We start from the raw sequence: 14,680 nt of genomic DNA, 5'->3' as shown, positions 1-14,680 counted from the left end.
CCGTCACGAGGTGAGCGTCCGTGGAGGCCTATCAGAAGCGGTTGCAGGCTGTCGGGCTCCTGTTACCGACCGTGATTGCGGTCGGGGCCTTCTTTTACTGGCCACTGGTGCGGGCGTTCCAGTTGAGCCGGCAGAAGACCATCGGCTTCGGGGCGCGAAGCCTCGAGTACGGTTGGAAGCACTTCACCACGCTCGCAACGAACCCCGAGTTCCAGTACGCCGTCGGGGCGAGTTTCGCCTACGCGATTCTCGTCGTCGGTATCTCGATGGGCGTTGCTCTGCTCGTTAGCCTGCTTATTTACCGGATCGAGACCTACCAATCGTTCTACCTGGTGGCAGCGATCTTCACCTACGCGCTGTCGTTCGCTGTGACGGCGACGGTCTGGAAGACGCTATTCAATCCCTCGGTCGGACTATTCACCGAGGCACTGCGCGCCGCGCTCGGTTTCATCGGGATCAGTCTCAATCTGGACTACACCACCAACCCCCTGTGGGCGTGGGTGTTTGCCGTCTCCGGCGGGGTCTGGAAACTCATCGGGTACAACGTCATCTTCATCATTGCGGCGCTTGGGAACATTCCCGAAACGATCAACGAGACGATGCGGTTGGACGGCGTCGGCACGATGCGCAAACTGGTGTACGTCTACGTCCCGATGATCTCGCCGACCCTCGCGTTTCTCGCGATCATCAACACTGCCAACTCGTTTTTTCTCCCGTATCCGATCATCGAGGTGTTGCAGGGGGGTCCGGGTGGCACCGTGAACATCCTGATTTACGACGTATACACGACGTTCTCCGACGGGTTGATCGGTCGGGCGTCGGCGAAATCGCTCGTCTTGTTCGTGATCGTCGGTGGATTGACCGCCATTCAGTTGTGGGCGTCGGACAGATTCGCCCACTACGGGGGGGCGTAGATGGCCGACGAACAGCAGTCGTCGTTGCCCGCCCTCACGCGATTCGAGCAGCGCATCGAGAGCCAGTTCCGGCTTCATCTCGGACTCGTGATTTCGCTCACGATCCTCGCTCTTCCGGTCGTTTTCGCCCTCGTGATGAGCACGCAACCCGCGTACCGGATCGTGCAAACGTCGCTTGACGGGGTCGGCACCGAAGGGCTTAGTAACTACGTCGAAGCGCTGACCGTCCACAACTTCGACACCTACCTCGTCAACTCCGCTGTTATGGCGCTGGCGATTGGCGTCGGGAAAGTCGGGATCTCGCTCCTCGCCGCGATGGCGCTCGTGTACTACGATCTCCCGTTCAAGCGGCTCATCCTGCTGTTGATTCTCTTCACGCTCGCACTCCCGGTCCCGGTCCGGATCGTCCCGATGTACGAATTAATGGTCGCAGGTGATAACTGGAGCCTCGTCGTGGATACCTCGTTCTATCGGCTCGCCCTAGATCCGAAGTTGGTCAACACGCGCCCGGGTCTGATTCTCCCGTATATGGCGAGTGCGACGTCGATCTTGCTCCTCAGGCAGCATTTCAAATCGATCTCGGACTCGCTCGTCGAACAGGCTAAACTTGACGGAGTCGGCCCAATCCGGTTTCTGCTCTACGTCCTCATCCCGATGTCGAAGAGTATGATCGCCGGACTGTTCGCAATCGCGTTCATCTGGGGCTGGAACCAGTACCTCTGGCCGCTCATCATCATCAACGACCAGCAGACGAAAGGTGTCATCCAGCCGGGGCTCGCACAACTCTCGCCGCAGGCCGGAAAGCCCCTGTGGGGCGTGATTATGGCCGGAGCGATACTGACGCTTCTCGTCCCGCTGGTGCTGATGATCGTCCTTCGTGACCCGTTACTGAAAACAATTAGTATGCAACAGAAGTAGATAATAGTCGAGTAAATAGTATTTCTGATCAGCGTCTGAAAGTCGAATCCCGCACATCCATCTCGAACGTATCGGCGCAGATCCGAACCGATTTCCAAATAGCGAAACGTCGCTTTCTATTATTTTGACGGCGCTTAGCAGAAATACGTCGTCGCCCCTCTCTCATACTCACTGAAAGCGTGATGAGCCAGCCGAGCAGTCAATGCTGTCAAAAGGCACGATATGAAAGTATATTATATGCTAATACTACTCAGAAATATAAGATATTTCAGCTGTTATCACTTTATCAACTGCGTCATCCCCAGCGATTCGGCGATCACCCACACCACGAAGAGGGCGTAACTGGCGGCCAGCGCGTAGGCTTCGGAGTTCGTCAACGAGAGGTCTGTTCGGAGCACGCCGAAGAGGAGGATCGTCGCGAGCGTCAGGACGCCCATCATCGGAACAGCGACCGCGAAGTCGATGGGGACGGCCCCGACGATGACGACACCGACCGGGATTGCGACGAGGAGGTCGAAGGTGTTCGAGCCCAGCACGTTCGCGAGGCTGGTGACGGCTCTGCCGTCGCGGGCCGTGCGGACGCTCACGAGCAGGTCCGGGAGACTCGTCGCCGCGGCGAGGACGGTGACGCCCGCGAGGAAGTCGGGGACGCCGAAGGTCCGCGAGAGCGCCTCCACACTGCCCACCAACTGCTCGACCGCGACGAGAATGACGAGCAGTCCCGCGGCGAGCAGCACCCACCGCCGAACCACCGGGACCCCGTCGTCGACCCGCTCGGCGTCGTGGTCGCTGACGTCCTGCCACTGAATGAAGATGTAGAGGCCGTAGAGCCCGAGCGGAATCAGCGCGAGTGGCCGAGTGAGTTGGCCGACGAGCGGCGACCCCCCGGTAACCGGGACGTAGATGACCGCCAGCGCGAAGGTGACGACGAGAACCGACACTGCGATCATATAGAACTGCGCCTCCTTGTACACCAGCGTCCGATTGGTCTCGAGTGGCTGACCGGAGGCGAGCCCCGAGAGCGCCGGAATGACGAGGATGTTGAAGATGGCCGACCCGACGACGGCGCCGACCCCCATATCGAAGACGCCCGCCAGCGAGGCGAAGACGACGCTCGAAAGTTCCGGAAAGCTGGAGCCGACGGCGACGACGAGCGAACCCTGCACGACCGCCGGCAGGCCGTAGTACGCCGAGAGCCGTTCGGCCGAAGTCTCGAGCCAGCCGCTACCGAGCCAGATGAACGCGGTGGCGACGAGGATGACGACGACATCCACGACGGGTGAATGCTCGAGGAGGCCAAAGAGCGGCATTTCGCTCTGCTCTTCCGCAGAGCCACAAAAGAACATACCGGTTTTCGGGGTGGCCGCTACTCCGTAGCGGAGCGGTAGAGCAGGTCGTACTGGTGAGCGACGTACGTCAGCGTCCCCGCAGCCAACTGCTCGCGGCGCGTCGCGAGCCAGTCGTCGAAGTCGGGGACGTCGACCGACGTGGGCGGAACAGCTTCTGCGATGAAGCCGAGAATCCGCGAGAGGAAGTATCGCTCGTCGGCCGGATACCCCCCGTTCCGTGGCCGGACGATCCAGTCCGACCCGCCGGCGGCCAGAAGGTCACCATCGCGACGACCGAGCAGATCGAGCAAGTGCCGCCCGGCACGGGGGTCGTGCCCCGGGCGGTCGTCGATAGCGGTGTGATAGGCTTTTTCGACCGCGTCGTCGGCCGGGTGATCCGGCTGAAAGAGCGTGCCCCCATCGAACGTGATCGGAAAGTAGGCCAGACCACCCGGTCGGAGCGACGACTCGACGGCCGACGCCAGGCGCGAGGGCGCCACGAGGTCGGCGAACGCCTGTGCGACGACCGCGTCGTAGCCGGTCGTCGACGACGATTCGAGTGCCGCGAGGGCGTCACCGGTCGCGAAGCGGACCGAGAGGTCCGCGGCGGTGAAGTCTGGCCTCCCGTCTTCGTCGGGAGCGGCGTCAGTCGGCGATACACCGTCTTCGGGCGGCACGTTACCGGTGGCGTGCCCCTCACGCCGGAGTTCTTGGGGGCGGACGGCCCGGGCGAACGCGATGATTCGTGGGTCCGTATCGACGCCCCGGTAGCGGCCTGCCTCGACGCCCCACGAGAGAAGCCGAGGAACTGTGACACCCGTACCGCAACCCGCCTCGAAGATCCGTGGCTCAGACGGGAGTTCGTCAAAAAACCGGTCGCGGACCGGACGCGAGAACGCCCGCTGGTCGATCGAGCGCTTCGACTCGAGATACCGGGGCCGCGCGTGATTCATCGGAGGGGATCAGTCCGAGAGTGCGCGGGAATGACTCGCCCAGGACACGTCGTCTTCCCATATCTGGACCGTCAGCCCCGTCGGCGTCGGATCGGTCAGCGCGTCGGCCACGCGGTCACCGAACAGTCGCGCGAAGTGTTCGACGCTGGGGTTCAATCCGGCAAACTCCGGGAGGTCGTTCAGGAGGCCGTCGCGGTAGCGTGCCTCCAGGTCGTCGAGAATCGAATCGACGGCGTCGATGTCGACCAGATACCCGTACTCACCGAGTTCAGGGCCCGAGAATCGGATCTCCACGGTGAAGTGGTGGCTGTGGACGTCGCCCTCCGGACCCGGATCCGGGACCGTGAGGAAGTGCTGGGCGATGAAGTCACGCTGTACGGCCAGGCGATACATCTCCCCGTCGGACGGGGACGCGGGCGAAACGGCGTCGGACGTTGGATCGTGTGTCATTATCAGGAGGTCGTAACCGGATCTGAGTTGGTGATCGAACGGACTGGGTGGACGGTGGATGACAGCATTGGGACTACTCGTTGTCGGGGTACGTCAAGAGCACCTGGATGACCCCGTCCTCGCGGTCGTCAAGCAACCGATAGGCCTCAGATGCATTCGAGAAGTTCACGTGATGTGTGACGAGCGATTCGACGTCAAGTTCGCAGAGACGGTCGAGCGCCGTCTCCGCACGGCGGGCTTTGGTCCACCGGCCGCGCGTCTCCGGAGCGAGCGTGCTCACCTGACTCGACTCGATCGAGATGCGGTCCCGGTGGAAGTCGGTTCCGAGGTCGAGCATTGCGGCTTTCTTGCCGTACCAGGAGGCTACGATGACCCGGCTATCGTAGCCCGCGGCGTCGATCGCGTCGTTGAGCGCCGACGGCTGCCCCGAAAGTTCGTACACGAGGTCTGCGCCGTCGCGGTCGGTATCGGCGTCATCGAGAACGGCGTCGAGTTCTGCTGGTGGAACGGCGGCGTCCGCACCCAACTCGCGGGCACGTTCGCGGCGTGCGGGGATCGGCTCGACGACCACGAGTCGGCCGAGTGGGAACGACGAGAGGATCCCGATCGTACAGAGGCCGACGACGCCCGCACCGAACACGACGACGTCCTCGCCGACCCGGGGGCGGCCGTCGAGCGCCAGCGACGTGGCCGTCTCGACAGACGGGAACAGCGCCATCTCCTCGGGGGCGACCCCCTCGGGGACCGGGATCACCAGGTCCTTCGGGACGGCAAAGCACGTCTCGTGGGGGTTGAACGCGAAGACCGTCTGACCGAGCCAGTCGTCGTCGACTGCCTCGCCGGCGGCCACGACGTCGCCGACGGCCGCGTAGCCGTAGCGGAGCGGGAACGAGAGGTCGCCGTCGAGCGTGTCGAGCGTCTCGTCGGCCGGGAGGTCCGTCGGGGCCTCACCACGGTAGATGAGTAACTCCGTTCCTGCACTGATGCCGGAGACGCGCGTCTCGACGCACACCTCGTCGGCGGCCGGTTCAATGTCAGAGTCCCTGATCGTCGTCTCGAATGGGTCAGTGAAGTACAGCGACTGTTTGTTCATCGATTGGATACTGTCTATCCGCGCGGCCCGGAAGCGTTGTTGACCTGGGCGGACTGGCGGGAGTCCGTGATGGTTGAGGATTCCGGACGCAAGCATAAAAATCACGGAACCACGTCATAATCATACTGTCGGCCGTCGCCCCACGAACGGGGAAGCGGAACAGCCCAATCAGCACTTAAAGTTCGGCGGGAGCGACGGTCGAGTCCTGTCGAAGGTCGTACAGCCGACGGAACAGCGTCGCGGGGAATCGGAGTTCGACGCGGCTCGGTGGCCGGCCTTTCCCGCTGTTGCCCTCCGCCTGCACGCGGTCTACGATGCCGATCTCCGCCATCTCGTAGAGGAAGCGCTTGACCGTCCCGCGCGAGAGGTCGAGTCCGGGACTGGTGCTGATGGCGTCGGTCGTTGCGGCGACCGACGCCCGATTCTCCGAAGGGAGATCCACCAGTTTCCGGAGCACGAGTTGTTTGTTTTCCGGCAGCGCCTGGACCCGGGCCATCGACACCGATGGCCGGGGGATCTCCTCAATCGCGGCGGCCACGTCGGCGTCCTTGAGTCGGGTGCGTCGCTCCCGGTTCGCCCGATCGGCGGCGATAAACAACGCCGCCAGCGCGTCGTGGGCGTTGCCGTCGGCCCACTCGGCGATCTTGCGGGCGAGGTCGTGGTCAAGGGCCTGTTGGGTAAGGCCCGCCGAGGCGCGAGTCATCAACACGTCGACGAGCATCTGTCGCTGGTAGCGGTTGATCTCGATCGACGTGGCGGTGTAGGTGGTGAGGTCAGTCTCCTCTGGTGGCTTCCGGCTGATCGCGAGCCAACTCACGTTGCTCGGCAGTCCCGAGAGCCGGTTCACGAGCGTCTCCGTCTCAATACTATCGGGCTCGCCGATGTGGTCGATTGCGAGCACGGCCCCAGTGTACCACTGACTGAGCGCATCGTGCAGTCGCGTTCGAAGTTCGTCGGTGCTGATCCCGTGCTTCGGGACCGTCTCCTCGACGCAGGCGTCGAGAATCCAGTGGTAGAACGCGAACTCGCTGGCTGTCTCACGCATATCCAGGTAGACGAACTCCGGAATCGTCGGCGAGGCCGCCCGGGTGCTGGTGTGGATAACAGAACCGGTCTGCGTCGAGAGCCGGTTCAGATGGGTAAAGAGTGCCGTGACGATGGCCGACTTGCCGGAGCCGAACGCCCCGTGGACGTATGCGTTCGGCGGCAACGTCCCCTCGAAGACGGGATCGAGGTGATCGAGGAGTCGCTCGAAGACCGGCCCGCGATCCGACGGCTCTTCGATGTGTGCCGCCGGCGAGAGCGACTCGTAGTTCTGGACCAGCCGCTGTCCCTCGTCGTGTGCCTGTCGTCGTTTGATCCGCGCGTCAAGATCCATGGCAACTTACCAATTCGTTATTATCGCATCTTCGATCCTGATAAAAATACTCTTCGCCACGCCGACTCCCTCCAAAGAAACCGGGTGTTGACGCCACTACCGGTATCACAGAGAAACTGGAGGGCGAACGCGAGGGGACGGGGTGGTGCATCAGTAGCGGACTACGTCTATCGTTCGGTGGGCAGGTTCAACTGAGACAGGAGAGGGTAGTGCGGGAGTTAGGGCAGCGGGACCCAGGCCGCGCTCGGGAAGACTCCTGCAAAGTAGAGCAGCGCGATTGCGAACGTGTTAATCACGATCGCCGCCGCGGGCGGGTCGAAGTGGGTGTCGGAGTGCGAATAGAAGATCCGTTGGATCACTTCGCCAGTCAGCGCGCCAGTGAGTCCGAAGAGGCCGCCGATCAGCACCGACGGCACGATCGCCATCGATCCCACGCCGCCGGCGAGCGCGACGGCCGCAGTCGCGCCGGGCAGGGTCATATGGTGCGTGACCGGAATCTGTTCGACGCCGCAGTTGAGGAACAGCAGGGAGGCGGCACTGATGCCGAACCCGAGGAAGATGCTGCCGGTCTGAACCGTGGTGTAGGCTGCGAGGATCCCCGTGACAGTGCCGATCATTGCGACGTTGGGCCACTTGTACTGGTGGGGAAGCCACGGCTCGACCGCGAACCGTTCGATGACGTTTTCCGCATCTGCGACTCCGCCGTCAGCGACGACTTCGCCGCCCTCGGCGGTCTGGATCATCTCCTCGCGCTCGAACGGCGACATATCGAACAGGCTGCCACCTTTCGCATCACCGATGAGCGGGTACCCGAGGATGACCCGGTGGAAGACGGCTGAGAGGACGACACCCATCGCGATGGGGTCCCACGGGAGGCCGAGGCCGCCGGAGACCTGCCGGATTATCATCCCGAGGATGCCGAAGAGCCCTCCAACCGCCAGCACGTCGGGTTTCGTTCCGAGTGCGTGAGCGATGTTTTTCGCTTCGTGGAAGTCGAAGCCGGTGTCCATATACCCTTGGCGAGCGGCGTAGGCGGCCGCAGCGGCACCACCGGCGAACGAGACGTGCGGACCGAATACGGGTCCGAACGCCACGAAGCCGGTGATCCCAGTCCCGATCTCAGCGCTGACGGCACCGGAGAGGTCACTCGCGAGGGTGTTGACCGCCTCGCCAGCGATGACCATAAATCCGGTAAAGATGAACGCCGGGAGCGCACCCAGCGCCGCGCCGAAGGCACCGCCGGCGAACGCGGCGATGAAGAGCGCGAGCCAGTCACCGGCACCCAGTCCGAAGAGCAACTGGAGCAGTGCCAAGATCAGTCACCTCCCTCGTCTTGGGCCCAGTCGAGTGAGCGCTCGACCGCGTCGTCCCACCGGTCGTACATTCCGTCGGCCTCTTCGCTGTCCATCTCGGGCTCGAACTCGCGATCGACCTGCCAGTTCGAGCGGAGTTGATCGATGTTGTCCCAGTAGCCGACCGCCAGTCCGGCCGCGTACGCCGAGCCGAGCGCCGTGGTCTCGTCGACCTGCGGCCGGGCAATGTCCGTCTGGATGATGTCAGACTGGAGTTGACAGAGGAAGTTGTTCTTGACCGCACCGCCGTCGACTCGGAGCGTCGTCATATCGACGCCGGAGTCGGCCTCCATCGCTTCCGCGATGTCCCGAGTCTGGTAGGCAATCGATTCGAGGGTGGCACGGACGAGATGTTCTTTGCCCGTGCCGCGGGTCATTCCCACGATGGTCCCGCGTGCGCGACCGTCCCAGTGCGGCGCGCCGAGTCCCGTGAACGCCGGGACCATATAGACGCCGTCGGTGGAATCGACCGACCGAGCCAGTTCGGCCGTCTGGGCGGCGTTGTTGATCAGATCGACGTCTTCGAGCCACTCGATCGCTGCGCCAGTGACGAAGATCGAACCCTCCAGCGCGTACTGGACAGGCTCGTCGGACATCTGGAAGCCGATCGTCGTGAGGAGCCCGTGATCGGACTCGACGGCCTCGTTGCCGGTGTTCATCAGGTAGAACGAGCCCGTGCCGTAGGTGTTCTTCGCGTCGCCCGCGTCGAAGCACGTCTGACCGAACAGGGCGGCCTGCTGGTCACCGAGCGCGCCGGCGACGGGGACCTCTTCGCCGAGGAAGCCGTCGGCATCGGTGTGACCGTAGTAATCTTTGTCCGAGGACGGACGGACCTCAGGGACCATATTCTTCGGGACGTTGAACTCCTCGAGCAGTTCGTCGTCCCACTCGAGGTCCCTGATGTTGTACAGCATCGTCCGCGACGCGTTGGTCACGTCCGTGATGTGGTTGCCCGTCAGGTTGTAGATGAGCCACGCGTCGATGGTCCCCATCAGGAGTTCGCCGTCAGCCGCGCGGGAACGGAGGTCGTCTGAACGGGCGTGATCGAGCTTCAGCGGTTCGGCGTTATCAAGAATCCATTCGGTTTTGGTTGCAGAGAAGTACGCGTCGGCTTCGAGGCCGGTCTTCCCGCGGATCTCCTCGACTTTTCCGTCTGCTTCGATTTCCTCGACGCGGTCGGTCGTCCGCCGGTCCTGCCAGACAAGGGCGTTGTGAACGGGTTTGCCGCTCTCTTTGTCCCACACGATCGTGGTCTCGCGCTGGTTCGTAATGCCGAGGGCCTCCAGTTGCGAGGCGTCGATGCCTGCCTGCTTGAGGCCGTTCTGGACGACGTCCTTCGTGTTCTCCCAAATCTCGACAGGATCGTGCTCGACCCAGCCCGGGTTCGGGTAGATCTGTTCGTGTTTCTCGTAGTCGTTGGCGACGACCTGGCCACTGTGATCGAATACCATAAACCGCGTGCCAGTGGTCCCCTGGTCGATTGCGCCGACGTATGTGTTTGCCATTGGGTTCAGTCTCCATCCGGCGACATCTTGACTACCGTTGCCGCCTTGCTAATGAACAATATACTAAGACCTAATAAATGTTATCCAGATCCGCGGGCAGTCAGTAAAGATAATCGACAAGCGTGCAGAATAACGCTAACTACTATACTGTCTTAACGCGTGCGAAGGTCGATGGGGGGAGACTGCTCTTACGCTCGTTTCTGCCGCGGCACGCTTTCGGGCGATTACACGAGCCTACCTCCTGGTACTGGAACCCATACAGACGCTATAGGCGTTTTGATAGTCATTATTCGGGTCTCCCCTGTTCGATCGTAATTTTTACTGCGACAATCGATTTACCGATGAAATAAAGTAGGTCGACTCCGAACCGTGTGTGTACGAATGGCATCGCCACCACACATCGTCGTCATCGGCGGCGGGTCGACTGGGGCGGGGATCACGCGTGACCTTGCGATGCGGGGGTTGGACGTGACACTCCTCGAGCAGGGTAACCTGACGCACGGGACGACAGGGCGGATGCATGGACTCCTCCATAGCGGTGGCCGGTATGCGGTTTCCGACCAAGCGAGCGCTACAGAGTGTATCGAAGAGAATCGCGTGCTCCGCGACATCGCGAGTCACTGCGTCGAGATGACGGGCGGACTGTTCGTCAAACGCCCGGAGGACTCAGAGGAGTACTTCCAGGAGAAACTCGAAGGCTGCAAGGATTGCGATATCCCCACGGAGGTCCTCTCCGCAGAGGAGGCGCGCGAGATCGAACCCCACCTGGCGGGCGACATCGAGAAGGCGATCTCGGTTCCCGATGGGGCGGTCGATCCCTTCCGACTGGTCGTCGCCAACGCGGCGAGCGCACAGGAACACGGGGCGCGGATCGAGACCCATTCGACCGTCACGGATCTGCTCGTCGAGGACGGCGAGGTCGTCGGCGTCGAGGTCGACCACGCGTCTGGGTCCGGCGTGCGGGTCCACGGGACCGAGGGCGGCACTGAGGAACTCCGTGCCGACTACGTCGTCAACGCGACGGGGGCCTGGGCCGGTCGCATCGGCGAGATGGCCGGCGTCGATATCGAGGTTCGCCCCTCGAAGGGCGTGATGACGATTATGAACACCCGCCAGGTGGACACCGTCATCAACCGCTGTCGGCCGAAGGGCGACGCCGACATCGTCGTCCCTCACGAGACGACGTGCATCCTCGGGACGACCGACGAGGAGGTCGACGACCCCGAGGACTACCCCGAGGAGGGCTGGGAGGTCGACCTGATGATCGAGACGCTCTCGGAACTAGTCCCGATGCTGGAAGACGCCCGGACGATCCGCTCGTTCTGGGGCGTCCGACCGCTGTATGAACCCCCGGACGTCGGCAGCGACGACCCGACGGACATCACGCGCGATTACTTCCTCCTGGATCACGACGAGCGCGACGATCTGGGCGGAATGACGAGCATCGTCGGTGGGAAGTTCACCACCTACCGGATGATGGGCGAGGAGATCTCCGATCACGTCTGCGCGCAGTTCGGCATCGACGCCGAGTGCCGCACGGCCGAGGAACCGCTGCCGGGCAGCGAGGACTTCTCGCTGCTCCGGGACTATATGGACGAGTTCGGCCTCCGTTCGCCGATCGGCCGGCGGAGCGCCGAACGGCTCGGATCCCGCGCCGACGAGGTCCTCGACGTCTCCGGACCGAACCCCACGGTCTGCGGCTGTGAGGGGGTCACCCGCGCCGAGGTGCAGGACGCCATCTCACAGTCGGGATCGGACCTCAACGCGGTTCGGATCCGGACGCGTGCGTCGATGGGCAACTGTCAAGGTGGCTTCTGCTGCCACCGGCTGGCGAACGAACTCCACGGCAATCACGACGAACAGACGAGTCGGGCCGCTTGGGACGAACTCCTCCAGGAGCGCTGGAAGGGCCAGCGCCACGCCCTGTGGGGCGAACAGCTCTCACAGGCGATGTTGAACTACGCGCTGCACGCGACGACGCAGAACCGCGACCGCGACCCGGCCGACGGAGAGAGCGAAGTCGAGTTCGCCGCTTTCGACGGCGGCGCGCCGGACGCCGGCAGGGGGAACGAAGCCAGTACCGACCGGACCGGCTCCGGCACCGACGCCGTCGCCGACGGAGGGTACGGGCGTGGCGATTGACTCTGACATCCTCGTGATCGGTGGCGGGATCGCCGGACTGACGGCCACGCTCTCTGCTGCGCGGGCGGGCGCAGACGTGCGACTCGTCTCGTACAAGCAGAGCACGCTCCGACACGCCTCCGGACTGATCGACATCCTGGGGTATCTCCCCGACGGCGACGGGCCGATCGTCGATCCATACGCCGCGATTCCAGAACTCCCGAGCGAACACCCGTACCAGACCGTCGGAACGGGCACCGTCGAAAAGGCGATGTCGCTGTTCGACGAGGCCGCGGCCAACTACCGGGGGTCGCACACCGACGCCAACGCCCTCTTGCCGACTCACGGCGGGGCGATCAAGCCGACGGCGCGGTACCCGGCCGCCGCGAGCGCGGGACTTGCGAGCGACGAGCGCGACGTCCTGCTCGTCGGATTGGAGTCGATGACGGACTTCGACGCGCCGCGCGCGGCGGCTCACCTCGAGGCCGCAGACGTTCCATTCGACGTACGCGGAGTGACCATTCGCTTCCCCGGCGACCTCCGGGCCGACGCGAAGGTCACCCGGTACGCGAAGTTACTCGATACGGACGGAACGGTGACCGTCGGCGGCCGCGAACGGCCGGTTCGCGAGGCGCTCGCCGATAAGGTGGATCCGCACCTCGACGGCGAGGGACGGGTCGGATTCCCGGCGATCCTCGGCGACGACGCCGCCGGCGCTGTCCGGGAGTCGCTCGCCGAGCGACTCGGCGCGGCGGTCTTCGAGGTGCCGATGGGACCGCCCTCGCTGCCGGGACTGCGCCTCGAGGACGCACTGTTCGATGCGCTCGACGCCGCCGGTGCGAGTTTCGAGACCGGCAACCCGGTCGTCGGGTTCGACGGAAAGAGAGAGATCGAGCAGGTGTACGTCGAGAAGAACGGCGCGAGGATCCCCTACGCTGCCGACGAGTACGTGCTCGCAACGGGCGGACTCGTCGGGAAGGGCATCGAATCCGAGCGCGACGACGTGTACGAACCGATCTTCGGCTGTCACATCGCACACCCGGAGGATCGGTACGCGTGGTCCGACCGCGACGCGTTCGGCGACCACGAGTTCGCGCGGTTCGGCGTCCGAACGGATGCGGACCTCCGGCCGACCGACGCCACGGACGACGTCGAGTTCGAGAATCTCAGAGCCGCCGGCTCGGTTCTCGGCGGCTACGATTACGCCGCTGAGAAGTCCGGGAGCGGCGTCTCGATTGCGACAGGCTACGCCGCCGGCCGAAGCGCGGCAGCGAGGGTACGATGAGCGACGCAGAATCTCCGTCACCATTCGAACCGGTAGAACCGAACGCGGGCGAGGACTTCGAACCGGTCGACGTCTTCCCTGACGCGAACGATTTCGACCTGCGTCCCGGCGCAGATTCGTGCTACAAGTGCTCGGCGTGCGACACGAACTGCCCGGTCGCGGAGGTCGACGACGACTTCCCCGGACCGAAGTTCCAGGGCCCGGAGCAGTGGCGACTCAAGCGCCAGGAGGACGATCACTCGATCGACGACTCGATTATGGACTGCTCGAACTGTATGCGCTGCGACAACGCGTGTCCGTCGGGTGTTCCCCTCTCACAGATGCACAACACCGCTCGGGGCGAGTACGTCGCCGAGGAGATGTCCAAGACGTCGGTCGAGTACTGGCGTAACCGGATTCTCGCGAACTACCGCACGTCGGCGTGGCTGGCCAGCAAGGTCCCGCGCCTCGCGAGTTTCGCGATGAACTTCGGGCCCGCGCGGTGGGTGATGGAGAAGACGCTCGGCGTCACGAAAGAGCGCGAGTTCCCCGAGTTCGCGACCGAGACCTTCCGCGAGTGGTGGGAGCGCGAAGGGGCCGCCGCCGGATCGCGCGAGCGTGCGAGAGACGCCCGCGAGCGGCGCGGCGAACCACGTGACGCCGACAAGAAGGTGGCGTACTTCCACGGCTGTTACTCGAACTACAACACGCCGGAAGTCGGCAAGTCGATGATCCGCGTCTACGAGCACTTCGGATACGAAGTCGTCGTCCCCGAGCAGAAGTGCTCCGGCACGCCGATGTTCGCCAACGGAATGCTCGACGACGCGCGCCGCCACGCCGAGGTGAACATCTCCTCGATGTCGGACTTAGTCGAGGAAGGCTACGACGCCATCGCCTCCTGTACCTCCTGTTCGATGGCGCTCCGGCAGGAGTATCCCGAACTGTTCGACATCGACGGCGTCGACACGGTGGCGGAGAACACCTTCGAGTCCGTCGAGTACCTCCGGATCCACGAGGACCTCACCGACGAGATCGAGGCGTCCGAGGTCGACGGTGACCTCGCAAGTGAGTTCGCGTACCACGCGCCGTGCCACGCCCGGAACCAGGGGCTCGAACGGCAGGCCGTCGAACTGTTCGGGGATCTCGAAGGCGTCGCCGTCGAGGACGTCGGTGACTCCTGTTCGGGCATCTCGGGCACGTACGGCTGGAAGGAAGAGAAGTACGAGAAGTCGATGGAGATCGGCGACGAGATGTTCGATCATATGGAAGATGCCGGCGGAGAGACCGGGATGACCGAGTGTCCGACGTGTGCGATGCAGATGGAACACGGAACCGGCTACGACATCCGTCACCCGCTGGAACTGCTCGACGCCGCGCTCGTCGAGTGAGCGACGGCGCGGGGAC

12 protein-coding genes are annotated in these 14,680 nt (G+C 63.7%); 5 read left to right on the top strand and 7 right to left on the bottom strand.

The window, feature by feature from the left end; genetic code table 11:
- Positions 1-20 precede the first annotated feature (20 nt).
- Both ABEI27_RS04760 and ABEI27_RS04755 read left to right on the top strand, forming a co-directional pair.
- Positions 21-914 carry a carbohydrate ABC transporter permease gene (locus ABEI27_RS04760; RefSeq protein WP_375798261.1) on the top strand — a complete coding sequence of 298 codons (894 nt, stop codon included), beginning with the start codon at positions 21-23 and terminating at the stop codon, positions 912-914.
- Positions 915-1,832, top strand: coding sequence for a carbohydrate ABC transporter permease (locus ABEI27_RS04755; protein ID WP_375798260.1), 918 nt, complete (start codon positions 915-917; stop codon positions 1,830-1,832). It abuts the gene before it with no gap.
- A 278-nt stretch (positions 1,833-2,110) separates the two neighbouring features.
- On the opposite strand, the gene ABEI27_RS04750 is transcribed toward ABEI27_RS04755, so the two are convergent.
- The 7 genes from ABEI27_RS04750 to glpK all read right to left on the bottom strand — a co-directional run bounded on the left by ABEI27_RS04750 (position 2,111) and on the right by glpK (position 9,891).
- The gene (locus ABEI27_RS04750) at positions 2,111-3,142 is read right to left on the bottom strand and encodes a sodium:calcium antiporter (protein ID WP_375798259.1); all 1,032 of its coding nucleotides are present in this window, start codon (positions 3,140-3,142) and stop codon (positions 2,111-2,113) included.
- 56 nt (positions 3,143-3,198) lie between these two features.
- Complete coding sequence (locus tag ABEI27_RS04745) at positions 3,199-4,113, bottom strand: SAM-dependent methyltransferase (protein ID WP_375798258.1); 915 nt, start codon at positions 4,111-4,113, stop codon at positions 3,199-3,201.
- Between the two features lie 9 nt (positions 4,114-4,122).
- Positions 4,123-4,506 (bottom strand): 6-pyruvoyl tetrahydropterin synthase family protein, encoded by a 384-nt coding sequence (locus tag ABEI27_RS04740; protein WP_375798275.1) that lies wholly within the window; start codon positions 4,504-4,506, stop codon positions 4,123-4,125.
- A 130-nt stretch (positions 4,507-4,636) separates the two neighbouring features.
- The gene (locus ABEI27_RS04735; protein WP_375798257.1) at positions 4,637-5,656 is read right to left on the bottom strand and encodes a zinc-binding alcohol dehydrogenase; all 1,020 of its coding nucleotides are present in this window, start codon (positions 5,654-5,656) and stop codon (positions 4,637-4,639) included.
- 175 nt (positions 5,657-5,831) lie between these two features.
- Positions 5,832-7,034: a Cdc6/Cdc18 family protein gene (locus ABEI27_RS04730; protein WP_375798256.1), complete on the bottom strand. Its 1,203-nt coding sequence runs from the start codon at positions 7,032-7,034 to the stop codon at positions 5,832-5,834.
- A 218-nt stretch (positions 7,035-7,252) separates the two neighbouring features.
- Entirely contained in the window at positions 7,253-8,353 is a 1,101-nt protein-coding gene (locus ABEI27_RS04725) for a hypothetical protein (RefSeq protein ID WP_375798274.1), read from the bottom strand.
- Positions 8,350-9,891 carry a glycerol kinase GlpK gene (gene glpK / locus ABEI27_RS04720; protein ID WP_375798255.1) on the bottom strand — a complete coding sequence of 514 codons (1,542 nt, stop codon included), beginning with the start codon at positions 9,889-9,891 and terminating at the stop codon, positions 8,350-8,352. Before glpK ends, ABEI27_RS04725 begins: the two co-directional genes overlap by 4 nt.
- Positions 9,892-10,272: 381 nt before the next feature.
- Between glpK and glpA the strand changes: the two genes are divergently transcribed.
- Genes glpA through ABEI27_RS04705 form a run of 3 tightly spaced genes read left to right on the top strand, consistent with a single transcriptional unit; the run spans position 10,273 to position 14,664 of the window.
- Positions 10,273-12,033: an anaerobic glycerol-3-phosphate dehydrogenase subunit GlpA gene (gene glpA, locus ABEI27_RS04715; protein WP_375798254.1), complete on the top strand. Its 1,761-nt coding sequence runs from the start codon at positions 10,273-10,275 to the stop codon at positions 12,031-12,033.
- Positions 12,023-13,297 (top strand): glycerol-3-phosphate dehydrogenase subunit GlpB, encoded by a 1,275-nt coding sequence (gene glpB / locus ABEI27_RS04710; protein WP_375798253.1) that lies wholly within the window; start codon positions 12,023-12,025, stop codon positions 13,295-13,297. Before glpA ends, glpB begins: the two co-directional genes overlap by 11 nt.
- Positions 13,294-14,664, top strand: a complete 1,371-nt coding sequence (locus ABEI27_RS04705) for an anaerobic glycerol-3-phosphate dehydrogenase subunit C (protein ID WP_375798252.1) — start codon at positions 13,294-13,296, stop codon at positions 14,662-14,664. Before glpB ends, ABEI27_RS04705 begins: the two co-directional genes overlap by 4 nt.
- The last annotated feature ends 16 nt before the right edge of the window (positions 14,665-14,680 follow it).

It is taken from the genome of Halobellus sp. (genome assembly GCF_042218505.1).
Classification (GTDB): domain Archaea; phylum Halobacteriota; class Halobacteria; order Halobacteriales; family Haloferacaceae; genus Haloquadratum.
Note: the sequence above shows the minus strand (reverse complement) of the source record. Positions and strands in the feature narration are given on the sequence as shown.